We start from the raw sequence: 17863 nt of genomic DNA, 5'->3' as shown, positions 1-17863 counted from the left end.
CAGTGGGGAGGTCAGGCGTCGTCGGCTGCGTCGTCCACGTCGGCGTGGGTAACACTCCGTACTGTGGCGGCGGGAAAGCCCCGGCGCAAGAGGAATTGCGCCCGACGTGCCTTTTCTGCGTGATCCGGCGGCGATTTGCCGCCAAAACGCCGCCGCAGCACGTTCAGGGCGTTGGCGTCCCAATCCACGCCTGCTTCGTCCAGAACGGCCCGGATGCGGGCGTCGGACAAACCGTGACTCTTGAGTTCGGCACGCACGCGCATGGGTCCGTAACCCTGGGACGCTCTGCTGCGCACCAGCGACCCGGCGAATCGTTCGTCGTCCTGGTAGTGCTGCTCGCCCAGCCGGTCGATGGCCTCGCCGGCTTCGTCGCCCTCGTAGCCCTTCTGCCGCAGCTTGAGCTTCAGCTCACGCCGGGAATGCTCACGGCGCGCAAGCAACCCCAACGCCCGGTCATAGGCTGAGGTTTTGGGTTTGTCACCGGGTTCTCGCGGCATGCGTGACCTATGGTCTTGCCATCAGAAGGGCGACGTGCGCCACCCTCCCGGCTGATCTGGAACGGGTACCCGCTAAAGCGCGCATGGGCGCGGCCCAGCGGGTGCCCGATGTCCGATCAGGCTTCCTCGGTTTCCACCGCCGGCAGCGGCGAAGTGCCGTTCGACACCAGCAGACGCTTGCGCAGTTCGGCATCGACTTCATTGGCAATGGCCGGATTGTCGCGCAGGAACTGGCGCACGTTCTCCTTGCCCTGGCCGATGCGGTCGCCCTTGTAGCTGTACCAGGCGCCGGACTTGTCGATCAGGTTCTGCGCCACGCCCAGCTCGATGATTTCGCCTTCGCGCGAGGTGCCCTCGCCATAAAGGATTTCGAATTCAGCCTGTCGGAACGGCGGCGCCACCTTGTTCTTGACCACCTTGACGCGGGTTTCCGAGCCGATCACCTCTTCGCCCTTCTTCACCGCGCCGATGCGGCGGATATCCAGGCGCACCGAGGCGTAGAACTTCAGCGCGTTGCCGCCGGTGGTGGTTTCCGGGCTGCCGAACATCACGCCGATCTTCATGCGGATCTGGTTGATGAAGATCACCAGGCAGTTGGACTTCTTGATGTTGGCGGTGAGCTTGCGCAGCGCCTGGCTCATCAGGCGGGCGTGCAGGCCGACGTGCGAGTCGCCCATTTCGCCTTCGATTTCAGCCTTGGGCGTGAGCGCGGCGACCGAGTCGACCACCACCACGTCCACCGCGCCGGAGCGCACCAGCATGTCGGCGATTTCCAGCGCCTGTTCGCCGGTGTCGGGCTGGGAGACCAGCAGGTCCTCCACGTTGACGCCCAGCTTGGCGGCGTAGGTGGGATCGAGCGCGTGCTCGGCGTCCACGAACGCCGCGGTGCCGCCGTTCTTCTGGCAGTTGGCGATGACCTGCAGGGTCAGCGTGGTCTTGCCCGAGGACTCCGGACCGTAGATCTCGACGACGCGGCCGCGCGGCAGGCCACCGATGCCCAGCGCGATATCCAGGCCCAGCGAGCCGGTGGACACGGTGTCGATGGCGTCGTCGACGCGATCGCCCAGGCGCATGACGGCGCCCTTGCCAAATTGCTTCTCGATCTGGCCGAGGGCGGAAGTGAGCGCCTTGCGCTTGTTGTCATCCATCGTCTTGAATCCCGGAGTGGCAGTGAATGAAGACATGATGCCCGCGGTTTGTCTCACGGGCTGCGATCTGTGACTGACGAGTATCCCACACCGGTCAAGCGACCCAGTGGCCGGCTTTCGACTCAGTCCGTCAGCGCCTTGATGACGCCATTGAGCGCCGCGGCCACGGTCTGACGGCGCACCGCTTCGCGGTCGCCGGCGAACTGGAAGAGGCTGGCGTGGGCGTAGCCGCCGCGCCGTTTCCAGCTGATCCAGACGGTGCCGACGGGTTTCTCCGGAGTTCCGCCGGTAGGTCCGGCAATGCCGGTGACGGCTACGGCCATGCCGGCGCCAAATCGGGCCAGCGCGCCCGAGACCATTTCCAGCGCGGTTTCCTCGCTGACCGCGCCAGTGCGCTCCAGCGTGCGCGGATTGACGCCGAGCAAGGCCTCCTTCGCCCCATAGCTATAGGTGACCACACCCGCGTCGAACCAGGCAGAGCTGCCCGACAGGTCGGTGAGCGCCTTGGCGACCCAGCCGCCGGTGCAGGACTCGGCGGTGACCAGCATCAGGCGCCGCTGGAGGGCCGCAGCGGCCACCTGTTCGGCCAGGGCATAGAGATCGGCATCAGTGGGAACAGACAAGCTCATGGGGATTCCGGGGGGGACAGGCGGAAGTGGACTCTTCTACCGCGATGGGGGCACCGCGCCAAGAGTCCAAGGATCGATGGGCTGGCCCGTCCGGGAGGATGGAGGCGCTCAGCTGCCCCAGACCAACTCGGCGTAGCGCAGGAAATTCAGGCCCAGGATCTTCTCGATGCGCCCCGTCGAATAGCCCTTCTGGGCAAGCAGCTGCGCCAGTTTGTGGAATTGTTGCGGCCCGCGCAGATCGACCACGAAGGGATAGGTATCCGGCCGCTCGCCCGCCGCGCTGATGCCGGCCGCCTGACGCTGCGCAATCTCTTTGGCCAGCGTCGCCTGATAGGCATGCAGATCATCGATCTGGGTCACCGAGCCGTCGGTGCCAATGCCCACATGATCTTCGCCGCAGATGTTCACCGCGTGGTCGATATGGGCGACCACGTCCTCGGCATGCGCGTGTCCCGAGGCGTTGACGAAGGGCATGAAATAGATGCCGATGAAGCCGCCCCGCTCCGCCACCAGTTTCAGTTCGGCGTCGGTCTTGTTGCGCGGCAGGTCGGTCACCGCGCGGCAACCGGTGTGATTGATCGAGATCGGCGCGGTGGATACGCGGGCGGCCTCGAGGCAGGTCTGCTCGCCGCTGTGCGACAGATCGACCATCACATGACAGGCATTGAGCCGCGCCACTACCTCGCGACCGAAGGGCGTCAGTCCACGGTTTTCCTTCGCCATCGAGCCATCACCCAGCTGGTTGGCCGGGTTATAGGTGAGCTGGAACACGCGCACGCCAAGGTCCGAAAAGATGTCGACGCGTGTGGCGTCCTTGCCCATCATGGCGCCGTTCTGGAAGCCGTAAATCAGGCCGATCTTGTGCTCGGCCTTGGCGCGGCGAATGTCGGCGGCAGTGAGTATCTTCAGCACGTCGCGCTCGTGCTTGCGCACCAGAGCATCGGTGGCGGCGATATCGCGCACGCTGGCCTCGAATGGATCGTCGGGGCCCGAGACATAACCCAAGGTGATGTTGACCGCCGTCAGCCCTGATGCATGCGCTTCGGCCAGCACGCGCGGGGTGAGCTCGGGCACCAGTGCGTCGGACGCGCGATTGGGATCTCCCAGGCCACCCAGCGCGTTGATGATGATGCCGCCATCGGCCGCGGTTGCACGCGGTGCCTCTGCGCCGCGCGCATCCCACGGCAGCATGGAAGCGGCGGCAGCCCAGCTCAGGCCGGTCAGGAAGGTTCGCCGATCAATCGTCGTCATTGCCCATTTCTTCCTTGGTCACTGGTCGATAGTCGGCACGCGGATACACATGGCCGCGTTTTACCGTCATTCGGATGCTGCGCAGGTTGCCGATGTTCTTCAGCGGATCGGCTAACAACACGGCGAAGTTCGCCAGCTTGCCTGCCTCGATCGAACCCATGTCGTTTGCCTGCCCGGCCGCTTCGGCGCCGATCAGCGTCGCGGAACGAATGGCCTGCAGCGGCGGCATGCCCACGTCGTGGGTGAGGAAAAAGATCTCCTCGTAAACGGACGGCCAAACGTCTTTGAAACCCGGGTCGCTGTCTGTGCCGGTCGAGATCGGCACGCCCGCCTGCCACGCCTGGCGGACCAATCGGATGGTGGTCGGTCCGGTGCAGCGAAGTGGCTTGCGCCCGGGATGCGTCTTGCGTTCGGCGTCGTAGCGCACGAACAGGCTGCCGGTGGCGTCGAGGATGGTGCCGTGCTTGAGCATGTCCTGGTAAAGACCGGCCATCACCGGATCGTCGCCGTCCTTGGCCAGCAGGTTTTCGTGGAACGGCGTGTGATCCTCATAGGCCTTGAGCATCACCGGTTCGAGCTGATAGGCCTGGTAGCAGGCGTGGCTGACCACGTCGACACCAGCGTCGATCACATCCACCGGCCTCGTGGGAAACACGGCGCTGTGCGCCCACACCATCAAGTGCTGGCGATGCGCCTCAGCCGTGATCGCCTTCACCAGGTCGGGCGGAAGGTCGGCATAGACCTTGAGGGCGGTCGCCGATGTGCCACGCGCCAGCGTCACCGCTTCGCGCAGATCGGTCTTCTCGTCGATGGCCTGCATCCATGGGCTCGTGCCCGGCTTGACGCCGTAGCTGGCGGCGGCCACGCGTGGATCGGCAAAGAACTCCGGACCGGCCATCACGGCGGCGTAGTAGATGTCGGGCGAGGGAATCTCGCCGGCACGCGCCTGACGGGCCAGCTCGCCGACCGAGCGCAGATCGTCTGCCATGTCGCGCACAGCGGTCACGCCGGCGTAGAGATTGCGACGCAGGATGGCCTGTGCACGCTTGGCATCGGGCGGCGTGGCCATATGCACGTGGCTGTCGATCAGGCCGGGGATCATGTAGCGGCCGTGCAGGTCGACGGTTTTCACCGCGGCGCCCTTCGCCTCCGCCAGCGACCCGTGCGGCCCCACCGCCAGGATGCGTTCGCCGCGCACCAGGATGTCCTGATCGGCACGTGGCGCCGCTCCCGTGCCATCGATGACGGTGGCGCCGGCGTAGAGCGTCAGCGCATCGGCAGGCGACGGCTTGGCCTGCTTGTCGGCGGCAAACGCGGTGGACGCAGACAGCGCGACCAGCAGCGCTGTCACCAGTGAAGTCGCGGATCGTGGGCGTCTATGCATGGCGGTCGATCCTACACAGCCGATTCCGCCCATCACAAGGACGCCCGCGGCAAGCACCGGCGGCCGGCCAAGCTCAGGAGTCGCGCTGCGTCTCGCGGGATACTTGCCGGGCCAATTCGGTTATCTTGGCGAGCATTTTTCGTTGGCGCGCAGCGCCTTCCCGCCACGGCCGGTTTCAGCATAAGGCCCGACAGAACAGCACGTTATGGTCGCCCAGGATTTCGAAAGCCACACTCCCTTCATGCGCCAGTACCTTGGCGCCAAGGCTCAGCACCCGGATGTGCTGCTGTTCTTTCGCATGGGCGACTTCTACGAGTTGTTCTATGACGACGCGCGCAAGGCCGCGCGCCTGCTGGACATCACGCTGACCCAGCGCGGCCAGTCCGGCGGCCAACCGATCCCGATGGCAGGCGTGCCCTATCACGCTGCCGAGAACTATCTGGCGCGGCTGGTGCGGCTGGGCGAGTCGGTGGCGATCTGCGAGCAGATCGGCGACCCGGCCACCTCCAAGGGTCCGGTGGAACGCAAGGTGGTGCGCATCGTCACGCCGGGTACGGTGACCGATGCCGCGCTGCTGGAAGAACGCCGCGACAACCTGCTGATGTCCATCGCCGCCGGCGCGCACGGCGCCTATGGCCTGGCCTGGGTGGATCTGGCCAGCGGCCGTTTCCTGCTCAGCGAAGTACCCAGCGCCGAAGCGCTCGCTTCCGAACTGGCGCGCCTGCAGCCGGCGGAAACCCTGGTGGGAGAGGACGTGGCGTGGCCGAAACTGGTCAGCACCCTGCCCGGCCTGCGCAAGCGTCCACCGTGGCACTTCGACGGCGATGCCGCCAGGCGCGAACTCAACCGCTTCTTCGGCACACGCGATCTCGGCGGCTTCGGCGTCGATCGGCTCCCGCTCGCGATTGCCGCCGCAGGCTGCCTGCTCGGCTATGTGGAAGAAACGCAGAAGAGCGCGCTGCCGCATCTCTCCGGCATGTCGGTGGAAAGTGCCAGCGACACCATTGCGCTGGACGCCGCCACGCGCCGCAATCTGGAACTGGATACGCATCCCAGCGGGCGCACCGAGCACACCTTGCTCGGTGTACTCGACGAAACTGTCACCCCGATGGGCGCACGCCTGATGCGCCGCTGGCTCAATCGCCCGCTGCGTTCGCGCGAGCTGTTGCGCGCACGCCATCAGGCCATCGGCAGCCTGATCGATCAACGCCAGCACGAGCCCCTGCGCGAGCAGCTGCGCGGCATCGGCGACCTGGAACGCATCCTGGCGCGTGTGGCGCTGCGTTCGGCGCGTCCGCGCGATCTGTCCACACTGCGCGATGGCCTGGCCGCTGCACCTTTGCTGCGTGCGTTGATCGCGCCGCTCGACAGCCCGCTGCTGCATGCGCTGGTCGAGCGCATCGGCGATCACGCCGACGCGGCGGCGCTGCTCGGCCGGGCCGTGGTGGAACAGCCGCCCGTCCTGCAGCGCGACGGCGGCGTCATCGCCGACGGCTACGACGCCGAGCTCGATGAACTGCGTCGCCTCGCCACGCATGCCGACCAATATCTGGTCGAGTTGGAAGAACGCGAGAAAGCCGCCAGCGGCATCACCACGCTGAAGGTGGGCTACAACCGTGTGCACGGCTACTACATCGAGATCAGCAAGGGCCAGTCCGACAAGGCGCCCACGCATTACACGCGTCGCCAGACCACCAAGAACGCCGAGCGCTATATCACCGAAGAGCTGAAGAACTTCGAAGACAAAGTGCTCTCGGCCAAGGAGCGCTCGCTGATGCGCGAGCGCGCGCTGTACGAAGCGTTGCTCGACACCCTGATCGCGCAACTGGAACCGCTCAAGAGCGCCGCGACCGCGATGGCCGAACTGGACGTGGTGGCCACGCTCGCCGAGCGCGCCATGACACTGGACTGGAGCGCGCCCGAACTCACCGACGAGCCCGGCATCGCGATCGAGCGCGGCCGCCATCCGGTGGTGGAGAAAGTACGCGAAGAACCGTTCGAACCGAACGACCTGATGCTGGACGACAATCGTCGCATGCTGGTGATCACCGGTCCGAACATGGGCGGTAAGTCGACCTATATGCGCCAGAACGCGCTGATCGTGCTGCTGGCGCATATCGGCAGCTACGTGCCGGCGTCGCGTGCGGTAATCGGCACTATCGATCGCGTGTTCACGCGTATCGGCGCGGGCGACGACTTGTCACGCGGCCAGTCCACTTTCATGGTGGAAATGAGCGAAACCGCCAACATCCTGCACAACGCCACCGAGCACAGCCTGGTGCTGATGGATGAAGTCGGCCGCGGCACCAGCACGTATGACGGCCTGGCGCTCGCACGCGCGGCGGCGGTGCATCTGGCCGCCAGCAGCCGCTCGTACACGCTGTTCGCCACGCACTATTTCGAGTTGACCGAGCTGGCCAACGAATACGCCACGATCGCCAACGTGCATCTGGACGCGGTGGAATACGGCGAGCAGCTGGTGTTCATGCACGCGGTGAAGGAAGGCCCTGCCAATCGCAGCTTCGGCTTGCAGGTGGCCGCGCTCGCCGGCCTGCCCAAGTCGGTGATCGCCGATGCGCGGCGCACGCTGGCCGAGCTGGAACGTGGCATGTATCAACACGCCTCGGCGACGGAAACCAAGACGCCAGCGCAGGAGTCGCCGCAGATGGGCTTGTTCGCCGCGGCGCCGTCCGTGGTGGAACGTGCACTGGAAGGCATCGATCCCGATGCGATGACGCCGCGCGACGCGCTGGAAGCGCTTTATCGGCTCAAGTCGCTGGCCTGAGAGGCAGCGGACATCGGCTCGCCGGAGAGCGAGTCGATATCACACAGCCGGATCTAGTGCGGATATTCCGACTTGCGGGCGTTGCCGATCGCTTCGAGCACCGGCGTCGGCAAATGATCGAGGTCGAGCACGACCTTGCCTGAATGCACGGCGCGCACGGCGCTCACCGGTATCTCGAAGTCGCCGCCGTTCTCGATATAGACCAGCAGTGCATGGCCGCCTGCCAGCAGCCGGCGTACCGAGCCGATGCCATCTTCGCCGTCGGCCACGAAAACCATGTCGCCTTCCTGGATGTGCTCTGCCACGACGACTCTCCGCTGGGATCAAGAGGCAGGCATCGTCAGACAGGCATGGTGGTGTGTGCGTGAAAGCCGTGATGCAACGTCATCGGTGGCCCTGCTTCCACTGTCCAAGCCAGCGGGTACACGGCACGAGCCTCTCTCCATAGGCCGCAGCTATGGGCGACATCAAAACTATCGAATTCCACAAATGGGAGCAGCTACCTAGAGTCGGGTGCACGCAGCCATTCACCCACGTGCAAGGAGCCACGCATGACCGACCGCCGCAAGACCCTCACCACCTCATCCGGTGCAGCCGTCCCCGATAACCAGAACGCCTTGACCGCCGGTCCCCGCGGCCCGCTGCTGGTGCAGGACCACCAGCTGTTCGAGAAGCACGCGCACTTCAATCGCGAGCGCATTCCCGAACGCGTGGTGCACGCCGTCGGCTCCGCAGCGCACGGCACGCTGACCATCACGCACGACATCACCAAGTACACCCGCGCCAAGTTGTTCAAGCCCGGCACGAAGACGCCGTTGTTCCTGCGCTTCTCCACCGTGGCAGGCGAGCGCGGCGCCGCGGATGCCGAGCGCGACGTGCGTGGTTTCGCCATCAAGTTCTACACCGAAGAAGGCAACTGGGATCTGGTTGGCAACAACACGCCGATATTCTTCGTGCGCGATCCATACAAGTTTCCCGATTTCATCCACACCCAGAAACGCCATCCGCGGACCAATTTGCGCAGCCCCACCGCCATGTGGGATTTCTGGTCGCTGTCGCCCGAGTCGCTGCACCAGGTCACCATCCTGATGAGCGATCGCGGCCTGCCGGCGACGCTGCGCCATATGCATGGCTTCGGCAGCCACAGCTTCAGTTTCTGGAACGACCTGGGCGAGCGCTTTTGGGTGAAGTTCCACTTCAAGACCCAGCAAGGCATCGAGAACTGGACCAACGACAAGGCAGCCGGCGTGATCGGACGCGATCGCGAGTCGCACCAGCGCGACCTTTACGAAGCGATCGAGCGCAAGGACTTCCCGAAGTGGACGATGTACGTGCAGGTGATGCCCGAAGCCGAGGCGCAGAACACGCCGTACAACCCGTTCGACCTCACCAAGGTATGGCCTCACAAGGACTATCCGCTGATCGAAGTGGGCGTGCTCGAGCTCAATCGCAATCCGGACAACTACTTCGCCGAAGTGGAGCAATCGAGCTTCTCGCCGGCCAATGTGATTCCCGGCATCGGCTTCAGCCCGGACAAGATGCTGCAATTTCGCATCTTCTCTTACGCGGATACGGCACGTCATCGCCTGGGCACCAATCACGAAGCGCTGGAAATCAATCGCCCGCGCTGCCCCGTGCACAACTACTACCGCGACGGCCAGATGCGCTTCGGCGGCAACGGTAGCGGCAGCGTGAATTACGAGCCGAACTCGTTCCATGGCCCGGTCGAAGACAAGTCGGTGCAGGAGCCGCCGCTGGCCATCTCCGGCGATGCGGATCGCTACGACCATCGCGATGGCAATGACGACTATACGCAGCCGGGCGATCTGTTCCGCTTGATGAGTCCGGATCAAAAGAAACAACTATTCGGCAATATCGCCGCGTCGATGCGCGGTGTGCCGGAGGTAATCATCCGTCGTCAGATCGCCCACTTCAGCAAGGCCGATCCGGCCTATGGCGAAGGCGTCGCCAAGGCGGTGGGCATCACGCTCTAAGCTGCTGGAAAAAACGAAGGCGGCGTCTCTTGCGAGCGCCGCCTTCTGTTTTGCTTGCGAAGAGAACGCTCAGGCCGCCATTTCGGGAACGGTCACCAGGACCGGTTCGTCCGTGGCATTGGCCAGCAGGGCTGGAATGGTTTCCACCGGCACCGACACCGGCAAGGACACCACCTTGGCCGCTTCGCGCGCGGACAGCCGCCCGAAGCCCACCAGGCGATCGATGCTGCGCGCGACTTCTGCCTGACCGAACGGCTTGCTGATGAAATCGTCCGCGCCAAAGCGCTGCACGTAGAACTGCTCGGTCGCCTGCTGGTTGCCGCTGATCATCACGATCGGCACGTGCTGCGTGGCCGGGTCGTGGCGCAGCGCGCGCAACACGGCAAAGCCATTCATGCCCGGCAGCACGATATCCAGAAAGATCATCGCCGGCGGCTCGGCGCGCGCCATTTCCAGCGCACTTTCGCCATCAGCCGCTCGCACAACATCGTAGCCGTCCACTTCCAGCATGCGGCCGAGCACGGCACGGATCGTCGCCGAATCGTCCACCACCAGTATCCGTGCACCATGCGTGGTCTTGCGCCACGTCTGCTCGACCTGCCCCGGCGTTGCGCTCGAAAGCAGTCGCTTTAGAAATCCCATCCCCGCCATTGTCGCCCTCCCACCTCAATTCCTAAGGGAAAACCACGCGCCCGCGCAGCTTTCCTTGGAGGACATGCTTACCCAGAACGGCGCTGCGTTCTGAGATGGGTGACTCACATGGAATCCTTAAGCCGTCGCAATTCTCGACGTGCCTGCTTATCCGGACGCCCTGGAGGAGCCATGGTGCCCAGTAACTTACGCTGAGCCTTCGCCGCCTCACGCGCGGCGATGCTGGCCTCGCTTTCGCGATACAGCGCCTGCGCAACCAGAGCGGGGCCTCGTTTCTCGGAGAGCGCCAGAACTTCCACTTCCAGCCGCTCCTCGCCCCGGTTGATGCGGAACACGTCGCCCACATGCACCGCCTTGGCGGGTTTGCAGCTGCCGTCGTTGAGGTCGATCCGACCGCCCTCGATGGCCTGCTTGGCGAGGCTACGGGTCTTGTAGAAGCGCGCCGCCCAGAGCCACACATCGGCGCGTAGAGGGGCTGCAGAAGAAGATTCGGGCCGTGACATGCCCTCAATTATCGCGCATCCGATCCCCTTGTAGGAGCGCACCTTGTGCGCGACAGCCTTGCGCGAGGACATCCAGGACTGAGCTAAACCGAAGCGTTGCGGTCGCGCACAAGTGCGCTCCTACAACCATCCACGCAGCCCTTTTTGTAGTTCGCGACAGCCTTTCGCGCGGACATCAAGGACTGAGGTAAACCGAAGCGCCGCGGTCGCGCACCGGGCGCCCCCAATCACCCGCGCCCTCTGTGGGAGCGCACCCTGTGCGCGACAGCCTTTCGCGAAGACCTTCAGGACTGAGCTACACCGAAACGCTGCGGTCGCGCACAGGGTGCGCTCCTACAAGGGGGTGCCTTGGTGGAAGAGCATCTGCCACTGGCCATCGCGCAGGCGCCAGATCGAGCTGCGCAGCGAATCCGACGCCGGGCGCTGCGGCGTGGCGAAGCGATGCCCACGGTAGGTCACCAAGGCCACATCCGCAGCCAGCATCGTCAGCCGAAAATCGCTGACCTCACGCGGCGAAAACGATTCACCGCGCAGCGCTTCCACGACCGCATCGCGTGACCAGACGGTGCCCGAGACACCGAACTCGAAGAAGTCTTCGGCGATCAGCTGCCGCAGCGCCGCCTCATCGGCACGCACGTCCTGTCGATGCAGCTGTGTCTCCAGATCCAGCAGATGCGCGGCGAGATCCATGCGCGTTCCTCAGCTGCCCAGCAGCAGATTGCCCAGCGGTATGGTGATCAGCGACAACACGATGCCGGCACCCAGCAAGGTGTTGGCGAGCGACGGTTCCAGCTTGTACTCGTCGGCAAGAATCGCCGCGGAAATCATCGGCGCCATGCCCGCCTGCAACACGCCCACGGTCAGCGTAAGGCCACCGACGCCCGCCGTCATGCCCAGCAACAAGGCTGCGATGGGCGCGAGCAGCAGCTTCCAACCCAGACCCAGCAGCAACGGCGGCAGCTGGCGCTCGCCCAAGTGGAACTTGATCTGCAAACCCACCGAGAACAGCGCCAGCGGCGTCAGCGTGGCGCCTACGGGCAGCAGAACCTCATCGACGATCGGCGGCCAGCCACCCAGCGCGCCGACGATCGCGGCGAGCACCAGGGCCAGGAAAGACGGGAAGGTGAGGATGCGACGCGCAATCACGGCCGGCTGCGGCGATCGCCCGGCATACAGCGATGCCACCGCCACGCCGGCCGAGGCCAGCAAGGGAAAACAACCCAGCTGATCGGCCACCACGGCGAGTGCCAGGCCCTCCTTGCCATGCAAGGCCTGCATCATCGGATACCCCATGAACGAGGTATTGCCAAGGCCGCAAACCAGCGTGAGGGCGCCGATGCGTTCGCGCGACCAGCCCAGGATTTTCCCGAGCACCGCGAACAGCAGCCACGCGCCAAAGAAGGTCACCCACATGGACGCCACGGGAAACCATAGCTGCGTGTCCACCTTCACCTTGGGCACCAGCGCCAGAACCAGCGCCGGCAGCGCGATATTGATCACCCACCAGTTGATGCCATGGACGAGGCCGGCCGGCGTTCGGGCGAAACGCGCGACCAGTACGCCAAGCAAAAGGCAGGTGAACAACAGTAGCAACGCGCCCATGGGCTTCCTGGAAAACGAAACGGCCGCAGTATAGCGGCCGTTTGTTGGGGGGCTTGGTGACGTCGAACAACGTCACGCCACCCCATCGTCATTCCGGCGCAGGCCGGAATGACGAGCCCTGGATCATCACCCCACGATCAGGCGATTCAAACGCTGCACAAACGCCGCCGGATCCGGCAACTGCGCGCCCGCCGAAATCTCGGCCTGGTCAAGCAGCAGGTTGGCGAGATCGGCGGACTTGGCCGGATCGCTCTCGCTCTCCACACGCTGGAGCAAGGGATGGTGTGGATTCACTTCCAGCGTCGGCTTGGCCAGCGGCACGTCGTGGCCGGCCTCGCGCAGCAGGCGTGCCAGGTGCGGCGCCATCTCGTAATCGGACAAGGCCAGACACGAGGGCGAATCGGTGAGGCGCGCCGACACGCGCACGTCGCCGACGCGGTCGCCCAGCAACTCCTTCAGCTTGAGCACCAGCGGCTCGGCTGCCTTGCTCGCCTCTTCCTGCTGCTTCTTGTCCGCCTCGTCCAGCGGCAGTTCGCCCTTGGCCACGTTGCGCAGCTTCTTGCCGCTGTATTCGGTGAGGCTGTTGAGCATCCATTCGTCGATGCGGTCGGACATCAGCAGCACTTCGATGCCCTTGGCCTTGAATGCTTCCAGCTGCGGGCTGCCGATGGCGGCGGTGTAGCTATCGGCGGTGATGTACCAGATGGTGTCCTGGGTGAGCGGCATGCGGCCGATATAGTCGTCGAGCGATACGGTCTGCGCGGCGCCATCACCCTTGGTGGAGGCAAAGCGCAGCAATTTGGCGATGCGTTCGCGATTGGCGGGATCTTCGGCAATGCCTTCCTTCAGCGTATTGCCGAAGGCCTTGTAGAAGGTGGCGAACTTCTCCGGCTCATCGCGCGAGAGCTTTTCCAGCAAGTCGAGCACGCGCTTCACGCAGGCCGCACGGATACGCTCCAGCTGGCGATTGTGCTGGAGGATTTCGCGGCTCACGTTGAGCGGCAGGTCGTCTGCATCCACCACGCCTCGCACGAAGCGCAGGTAGTTGGGCAGCAGTTCTTCGGCCGCATCCATGATGAAGACGCGCTTGATGTAGAGCTTGAGGCCCTTGCGCTCGTCGCGGCCGCCCATCATCAGATCAAACGGAGGTTGCTCGGGGATGTACAACAGCGTGGTGAAGCTCTGGCTGCCCTCGACGCGGTTGTGCGTCCAGGCCAGCGCATCGTTGAAATCGTGGCCGAGCGACTTGTAGAAGCTCTGGTAATCCTCGTCGGAAATCTCGTTGCGCGGCTTGGCCCACAGCGCCGAGGCGTCGTTGACGGTCTCCCATTCGTCGCCCGGCTTGCCGTCCTCGTCCTTGGGGCAGCGGATCGGGAAAGCGACGTGGTCGGAATATTTGCGGATCAGCGAACGCAGCTCCCAGCCCTTGAGGAACTCGTCCTCGTCGGCCTTCAGGTGCAGGATCACCGCGGTGCCGCGCTCGGGCAGATCGACCTGGGCCAGGCTGTATTCGCCCTTGCCGTCGCTCTCCCACTTCACGCCTTCGCTCGCCGGCAGGTCGGCGCGACGGCTCAGCACGGTGACGCGATCGGCCACCACGAACGAGGAGTAAAAGCCCACGCCGAACTGGCCGATCAGACGGGCATCGGTTTTCTGCTCGGCGCTCATCGCTTCCAGGAAACGGCGCGTGCCCGAGCTGGCGATGGTGCCGATGTTGGCCACCACTTCATCGCGGCTCATGCCGACGCCGTTGTCGCGCACGGTCACGGTGCGTGCCTGCGGGTCCCAGCTCACATGGATCTGCAGCTCGCCGTCACCGCTGAGCAGGTCAGGATTGGCGATCGATTCGAAGCGAAGCTTGTCGCAGGCATCGGAGGCGTTGGAGATCAATTCGCGCAGGAAGATCTCCTTGTGCGAATAGAGCGAATGCGTGACCAGGTGCAGGACCTGGGCCACTTCGGCTTCGAATTTGCGGGTTTCGGGCGCGGTAGTGGTCATGCGGAGAGACTCATGCAAAGGTCAGTCGAAGGAGTAACAAGCGAAGGGGCCGACGAATCGGCCCCTTATGATGCCCGCTCTGCGTGGGAAAGCGGGTGAATTCAGGCGTTGGCCGAAGGATTCTGCAAGGCGGCAATGCGCTCTTCCAGCGGCGGGTGGCTCATGAACAGCCGCTTGAAGCCCATCGCCAGGGGACCGGAGATGCCGAACGCGGCAATCGTCTGCGGCAGCGTGCTCTCGCCGTGCTGCACCTGCAGGCGCTGCAGGGCGGAAATCATCGCGCCGCGGCCTGCAAACTTGGCGCCGGCGGCGTCGGCGCGGAATTCGCGCCAGCGCGAGAAGGCCGCCACGATCATCGAGGCGAACAGGCCGAACACCAGCTGCAGCACCAGCACCGACACGAAGTAGCCGATGCCGCCGCCACCCTCGCGGTCGCGACCGCCGGACATCCAGCTGTCCACCAGGCGGCCGACTACCCGAGCCGCGACGATCACCAGGGTGTTCACCACGCCCTGGATGAGGGTAAGCGTGACCATGTCGCCGTTGGCCACATGGCCGATCTCGTGACCGAGTACGGCGGAGACCTGCTCGCGGTCCATCTGCTGCAGCAGGCCGGTGCTCACCGCCACCAGCGAACTGTTCTTGGTCATGCCGGTGGCGAACGCGTTCATTTCCGGTGCGTCGTAGATCGCCACCTCGGGCATGCCGATGCCGGCCGCCTGGGCGTGGCGGCGCACGGTGTCCAGCAGCCAGCGCTCGGCTTCGTTCTGCGGCTGCTCGATCACGCGGGCGCCGGTGGACATCTTCGCCATCCACTTGGACATGGCCAGCGAGATGAAAGCGCCGCCCATGCCGAAGACCGCGGCGTAGAGCAGCAAACCGCCCATGCCACCGTAACCACGGGCGGCAGCCCACTGATCGATGCCGAACAGGCGGCAGACGATGCTCAGCAGGAAAAGGACGGCGATATTGGTAAGCAGGAACAATGCGATGCGACGCATGGCTGTCTCTCGGGCAGTCATGAAAGGGGATGCGACTTTCGCCGCTGTGAAAGGATCGTGGCGAATTCTTGCGGTTTCAAGGGCTGTGAGCCGGGAATCTTCTTACCCGACGTCCAGCTTTCAACTGCGCGTCAGCTAAGGACCCACTCGCCGACCGCGCGCCAAGCGTTCCTGCGGGCCATCGACGGCCCGTAAAATGGCCCGATGAACTACCGCGGACGATTCGCCCCTTCTCCGACCGGCCACATGCATTTCGGTTCCCTCGTGGCTGCCGTGGGCAGCTGGTTGTGCGCCCGCCACGCCGGTGGCGCGTGGTTGCTGCGGGTGGAAGACATCGATCCGCCGCGGGAGATGCCCGGTTCGGCCGAAAGCATCCTGGCGGCCCTGCCCGCCTTCGGGCTGGTGGCCGACGCGCCCGCCCTGTTCCAGTCCCACCGCCAGGCGGCCTATGACGCAGCGTTCGAGCGGCTCAAGGCGGCCGATCTCGTCTTCCCTTGCTGGTGCAGCCGCAACGATCTCGCGGGCGGCCTGCATCTGGACGGCCACTGCCTGGCGCCGCCCATGGAAGGCCGAACCCCGGCCTGGCGTCTGCGCGTGCCGGATATCGAGCTCGATTTTGTCGATGCCTTGCAGGGCCCGCAGTCCCAGAATCTCCGCCTGGCCGCAGGCGACTTCGTGATACGCAGAGTGGAGGGCTACTACGCCTACCAGCTCGCCTGCGTGGTCGATGACGCTCACCAGGGCATCACCCAGGTGGTACGCGGCAACGATTTGCTGGACTCGACGCCGCGGCAGATCTTCCTGCAGCGCTGCCTGAAGCTTCCGACGCCCGGATACCTGCATCTGCCGCTGGCCCTGGATGACGACGGCCGCAAGCTGTCCAAGTCCGAGCGCGCCCATCCGGTGGACCCTACCGACCCGCTGCCCGCACTGCGCCGCGCGCTGGCTTTTCTGGATCTGCCGGTGGCGCCGGCGGCACGTGAGCCCTCGGCCCTGCTAGCGCACGCCCTCGCCGAATTCACGCCGGATCGACTACCGCATTGCAGCGAACGCGCGGCAGCCTAAACGGCCATCAACGCATTCATCGTCCAACTGCCACACAGAAGCGCAAGTCGGCGTACTCTGCGTAGACGATTTGCCACGTATGGCGTGGTAGACATGGCAGCGTCCCGGTTGCACGATCGGGGTTGAATGGTCACTCGCATCCTTGGAGAACAGGCATGACGCAACGCACGGCATTGGTCACTGGCGGCACGGGCGGTATCGGTACGGCCATCATTCGCTACCTCGGGCGCCAGGGACACCGGGTCGCCACCAACTATCGTGACCAGTCCAAAGCCGAAGCCATGAAGGAAATGATGGCGAAGGAAGGCATCGAAGTGCTGCTGGTGCCGGGCGACGTGAAAGATCCCGATTCCTGCGAAGCGATGGTGCGCATCATCGAGAGCGCGATGGGCCCGGTGGAAATCCTGGTCAACAACGCCGGCATCACGCGCGACACCACCTTCCACAAGATGACCTATCCGCAGTGGATGGAAGTGGTCAACACCAACCTCAACGCCTGCTTCAACGTCACCCGCCCGGTGATCGAAAGCATGCGCCACAACAAGTGGGGCCGCATCGTCCAGATCAGCTCCATCAACGGCCAGAAGGGCCAGTACGGCCAGGCCAACTACGCCGCCGCCAAGGCAGGCATGCACGGCTTCACCATTTCGCTGGCGCAGGAAAATGCCAAATTCGGCATCACCGTGAACACCGTCTCGCCGGGTTATGTCGGTACCGATATGGTGATGGCCGTGCCTGAAGAGGTGCGCGAAAAGATCGTCGCGCAGATTCCTGTCGGTCGACTCGGCAAGCCTGAGGAAATTGCGCATGCGGTGGCGTTTCTGACCGGCGAAGAAGCGGCGTGGATTACGGGCGCGAATTTGTCGATCAATGGTGGGCATTACATGGGGTGGTGATTTGCCACCCGCCATCTTCCCCTCGGGCGGATTGAAGATAAACGCCCGTGCTGAGAAGGTTGGTTTGAAGAACCAGATCAAAGCTCGCTCAGTCGATGCCTCCCCGCGAGCACCCGCCCCTCACCCCAGCCCTCTCCCCGCAGGGGAGAGGGAGAAGTGGCGTGCACCGCGAAACCCGATAGCCGATAGCCGATAGCCGATAGCCGATGCGCAGCGTGGCCCCGCTTTAAGTCCTCAGGGATTCGGGCGCGTTGCGCAACGCTTTGAAGTATCCCCTCTGTACCCTCGGAGGTTGTCCCACGACGGCGCGCCTCGAGCGTTCGGGCTTATCCCAGCACGATGCTGCGGGCGTTATCAGGCCATTTTCTTTGGGTTACTTTCGACGCGAAGCTAGTCCCGAGGGATCTTTTGGGCCAGCAAAAGAAAAGTGACTCGAGCGGCGGCAGCCGTTCGAACGAA

Annotated in this window: 16 protein-coding genes; 4 read left to right on the top strand and 12 right to left on the bottom strand. The window is 64.6% G+C overall.

All coding sequences use genetic code 11. The features are described 5' to 3' along the window. Nucleotides 1-11 precede the first annotated feature (11 nt). The 5 genes from AC1DKY_RS19055 to AC1DKY_RS19035 form a co-directional block, all read right to left on the bottom strand. Nucleotides 12-497: a regulatory protein RecX gene (locus AC1DKY_RS19055; protein WP_441605145.1), complete on the bottom strand. Its 486-nt coding sequence runs from the start codon at nt 495-497 to the stop codon at nt 12-14. Between the two features lie 116 nt (nt 498-613). Further along, a complete protein-coding gene (recA, locus tag AC1DKY_RS19050; RefSeq protein WP_441605144.1) occupies nt 614-1645 on the bottom strand; it encodes a recombinase RecA in 1032 nt (343 codons plus the stop codon). Between the two features lie 122 nt (nt 1646-1767). Beyond that, nucleotides 1768-2274: a CinA family protein gene (locus AC1DKY_RS19045; protein ID WP_441605143.1), complete on the bottom strand. Its 507-nt coding sequence runs from the start codon at nt 2272-2274 to the stop codon at nt 1768-1770. A gap of 108 nt (nt 2275-2382) precedes the next feature. Continuing rightward, nucleotides 2383-3525, bottom strand: a complete 1143-nt coding sequence (locus AC1DKY_RS19040) for a dipeptidase (protein WP_441605142.1) — start codon at nt 3523-3525, stop codon at nt 2383-2385. Next, entirely contained in the window at nt 3512-4909 is a 1398-nt protein-coding gene (locus tag AC1DKY_RS19035) for an amidohydrolase family protein (RefSeq protein ID WP_477180031.1), read from the bottom strand. Before AC1DKY_RS19035 ends, AC1DKY_RS19040 begins: the two co-directional genes overlap by 14 nt. Nucleotides 4910-5114: 205 nt before the next feature. On the opposite strand from AC1DKY_RS19035, the gene mutS reads away from it, so the two are divergent. Further along, nucleotides 5115-7694, top strand: coding sequence for a DNA mismatch repair protein MutS (gene mutS, locus AC1DKY_RS19030; RefSeq protein ID WP_441605140.1), 2580 nt, complete (start codon nt 5115-5117; stop codon nt 7692-7694). A gap of 53 nt (nt 7695-7747) precedes the next feature. Here mutS and AC1DKY_RS19025 read toward each other — a convergent pair whose 3' ends face one another. Then, entirely contained in the window at nt 7748-7999 is a 252-nt protein-coding gene (locus AC1DKY_RS19025; RefSeq protein ID WP_441605139.1) for a hypothetical protein, read from the bottom strand. A 246-nt stretch (nt 8000-8245) separates the two neighbouring features. On the opposite strand from AC1DKY_RS19025, the gene AC1DKY_RS19020 reads away from it, so the two are divergent. After that, a complete protein-coding gene (locus tag AC1DKY_RS19020) occupies nt 8246-9688 on the top strand; it encodes a catalase (protein WP_441605138.1) in 1443 nt (480 codons plus the stop codon). Nucleotides 9689-9757: 69 nt separating this feature from the next. Here the strand turns inward: AC1DKY_RS19020 and AC1DKY_RS19015 are convergent, their stop codons facing one another. The 6 genes from AC1DKY_RS19015 to htpX form a co-directional block, all read right to left on the bottom strand. Next, nucleotides 9758-10330 carry a response regulator gene (locus AC1DKY_RS19015; protein ID WP_441605137.1) on the bottom strand — a complete coding sequence of 191 codons (573 nt, stop codon included), beginning with the start codon at nt 10328-10330 and terminating at the stop codon, nt 9758-9760. A 113-nt stretch (nt 10331-10443) separates the two neighbouring features. Further along, the gene (locus AC1DKY_RS19010) at nt 10444-10842 is read right to left on the bottom strand and encodes an RNA-binding S4 domain-containing protein (protein WP_441605192.1); all 399 of its coding nucleotides are present in this window, start codon (nt 10840-10842) and stop codon (nt 10444-10446) included. A 333-nt stretch (nt 10843-11175) separates the two neighbouring features. After that, the gene (locus tag AC1DKY_RS19005; RefSeq protein ID WP_441605136.1) at nt 11176-11532 is read right to left on the bottom strand and encodes a nuclear transport factor 2 family protein; all 357 of its coding nucleotides are present in this window, start codon (nt 11530-11532) and stop codon (nt 11176-11178) included. 9 nt (nt 11533-11541) lie between these two features. Further along, the gene (locus tag AC1DKY_RS19000) at nt 11542-12444 is read right to left on the bottom strand and encodes an AEC family transporter (protein ID WP_441605135.1); all 903 of its coding nucleotides are present in this window, start codon (nt 12442-12444) and stop codon (nt 11542-11544) included. A 126-nt stretch (nt 12445-12570) separates the two neighbouring features. Beyond that, nucleotides 12571-14442: a molecular chaperone HtpG gene (gene htpG / locus AC1DKY_RS18995; RefSeq protein ID WP_441605134.1), complete on the bottom strand. Its 1872-nt coding sequence runs from the start codon at nt 14440-14442 to the stop codon at nt 12571-12573. A gap of 101 nt (nt 14443-14543) precedes the next feature. Then, the gene (htpX, locus tag AC1DKY_RS18990; RefSeq protein ID WP_441605133.1) at nt 14544-15443 is read right to left on the bottom strand and encodes a protease HtpX; all 900 of its coding nucleotides are present in this window, start codon (nt 15441-15443) and stop codon (nt 14544-14546) included. Between the two features lie 204 nt (nt 15444-15647). Here htpX and gluQRS point away from each other — a divergent pair, with 204 nt between their 5' ends. Next, nucleotides 15648-16508, top strand: coding sequence for a tRNA glutamyl-Q(34) synthetase GluQRS (gene gluQRS, locus AC1DKY_RS18985; protein WP_441605132.1), 861 nt, complete (start codon nt 15648-15650; stop codon nt 16506-16508). Nucleotides 16509-16663: 155 nt separating this feature from the next. Then, nucleotides 16664-17404 (top strand): acetoacetyl-CoA reductase, encoded by a 741-nt coding sequence (gene phbB / locus AC1DKY_RS18980; protein ID WP_441605131.1) that lies wholly within the window; start codon nt 16664-16666, stop codon nt 17402-17404. Nucleotides 17405-17863: the final 459 nt, after the last annotated feature.

The organism is Dyella sp. 01N448, from assembly GCF_056399225.1.
Note: the sequence above shows the minus strand (reverse complement) of the source record. Positions and strands in the feature narration are given on the sequence as shown.

Excerpts from the sequence above, each read along its gene's own strand:
- AC1DKY_RS19035 (WP_477180031.1), bottom strand. The coding sequence starts at position 4,909 with ATGCATAGACGCCCACGATCCGCGACTTCACTGGTGACAGCGCTGCTG.
- mutS (WP_441605140.1), top strand. The coding sequence starts at position 5,115 with ATGGTCGCCCAGGATTTCGAAAGCCACACTCCCTTCATGCGCCAGTAC.
- phbB (WP_441605131.1), top strand. The coding sequence starts at position 16,664 with ATGACGCAACGCACGGCATTGGTCACTGGCGGCACGGGCGGTATCGGT.
- AC1DKY_RS19020 (WP_441605138.1), top strand. The coding sequence starts at position 8,246 with ATGACCGACCGCCGCAAGACCCTCACCACCTCATCCGGTGCAGCCGTC.
- AC1DKY_RS19015 (WP_441605137.1), bottom strand. The coding sequence starts at position 10,330 with ATGGGATTTCTAAAGCGACTGCTTTCGAGCGCAACGCCGGGGCAGGTC.
- AC1DKY_RS19045 (WP_441605143.1), bottom strand. The coding sequence starts at position 2,274 with ATGAGCTTGTCTGTTCCCACTGATGCCGATCTCTATGCCCTGGCCGAA.
- recA (WP_441605144.1), bottom strand. The coding sequence starts at position 1,645 with ATGGATGACAACAAGCGCAAGGCGCTCACTTCCGCCCTCGGCCAGATC.
- htpG (WP_441605134.1), bottom strand. The coding sequence starts at position 14,442 with ATGACCACTACCGCGCCCGAAACCCGCAAATTCGAAGCCGAAGTGGCC.
- htpX (WP_441605133.1), bottom strand. The coding sequence starts at position 15,443 with ATGCGTCGCATCGCATTGTTCCTGCTTACCAATATCGCCGTCCTTTTC.
- AC1DKY_RS19000 (WP_441605135.1), bottom strand. The coding sequence starts at position 12,444 with ATGGGCGCGTTGCTACTGTTGTTCACCTGCCTTTTGCTTGGCGTACTG.
- AC1DKY_RS19010 (WP_441605192.1), bottom strand. The coding sequence starts at position 10,842 with ATGTCACGGCCCGAATCTTCTTCTGCAGCCCCTCTACGCGCCGATGTG.
- AC1DKY_RS19040 (WP_441605142.1), bottom strand. The coding sequence starts at position 3,525 with ATGACGACGATTGATCGGCGAACCTTCCTGACCGGCCTGAGCTGGGCT.
- AC1DKY_RS19055 (WP_441605145.1), bottom strand. The coding sequence starts at position 497 with ATGCCGCGAGAACCCGGTGACAAACCCAAAACCTCAGCCTATGACCGG.
- AC1DKY_RS19005 (WP_441605136.1), bottom strand. The coding sequence starts at position 11,532 with ATGGATCTCGCCGCGCATCTGCTGGATCTGGAGACACAGCTGCATCGA.
- gluQRS (WP_441605132.1), top strand. The coding sequence starts at position 15,648 with ATGAACTACCGCGGACGATTCGCCCCTTCTCCGACCGGCCACATGCAT.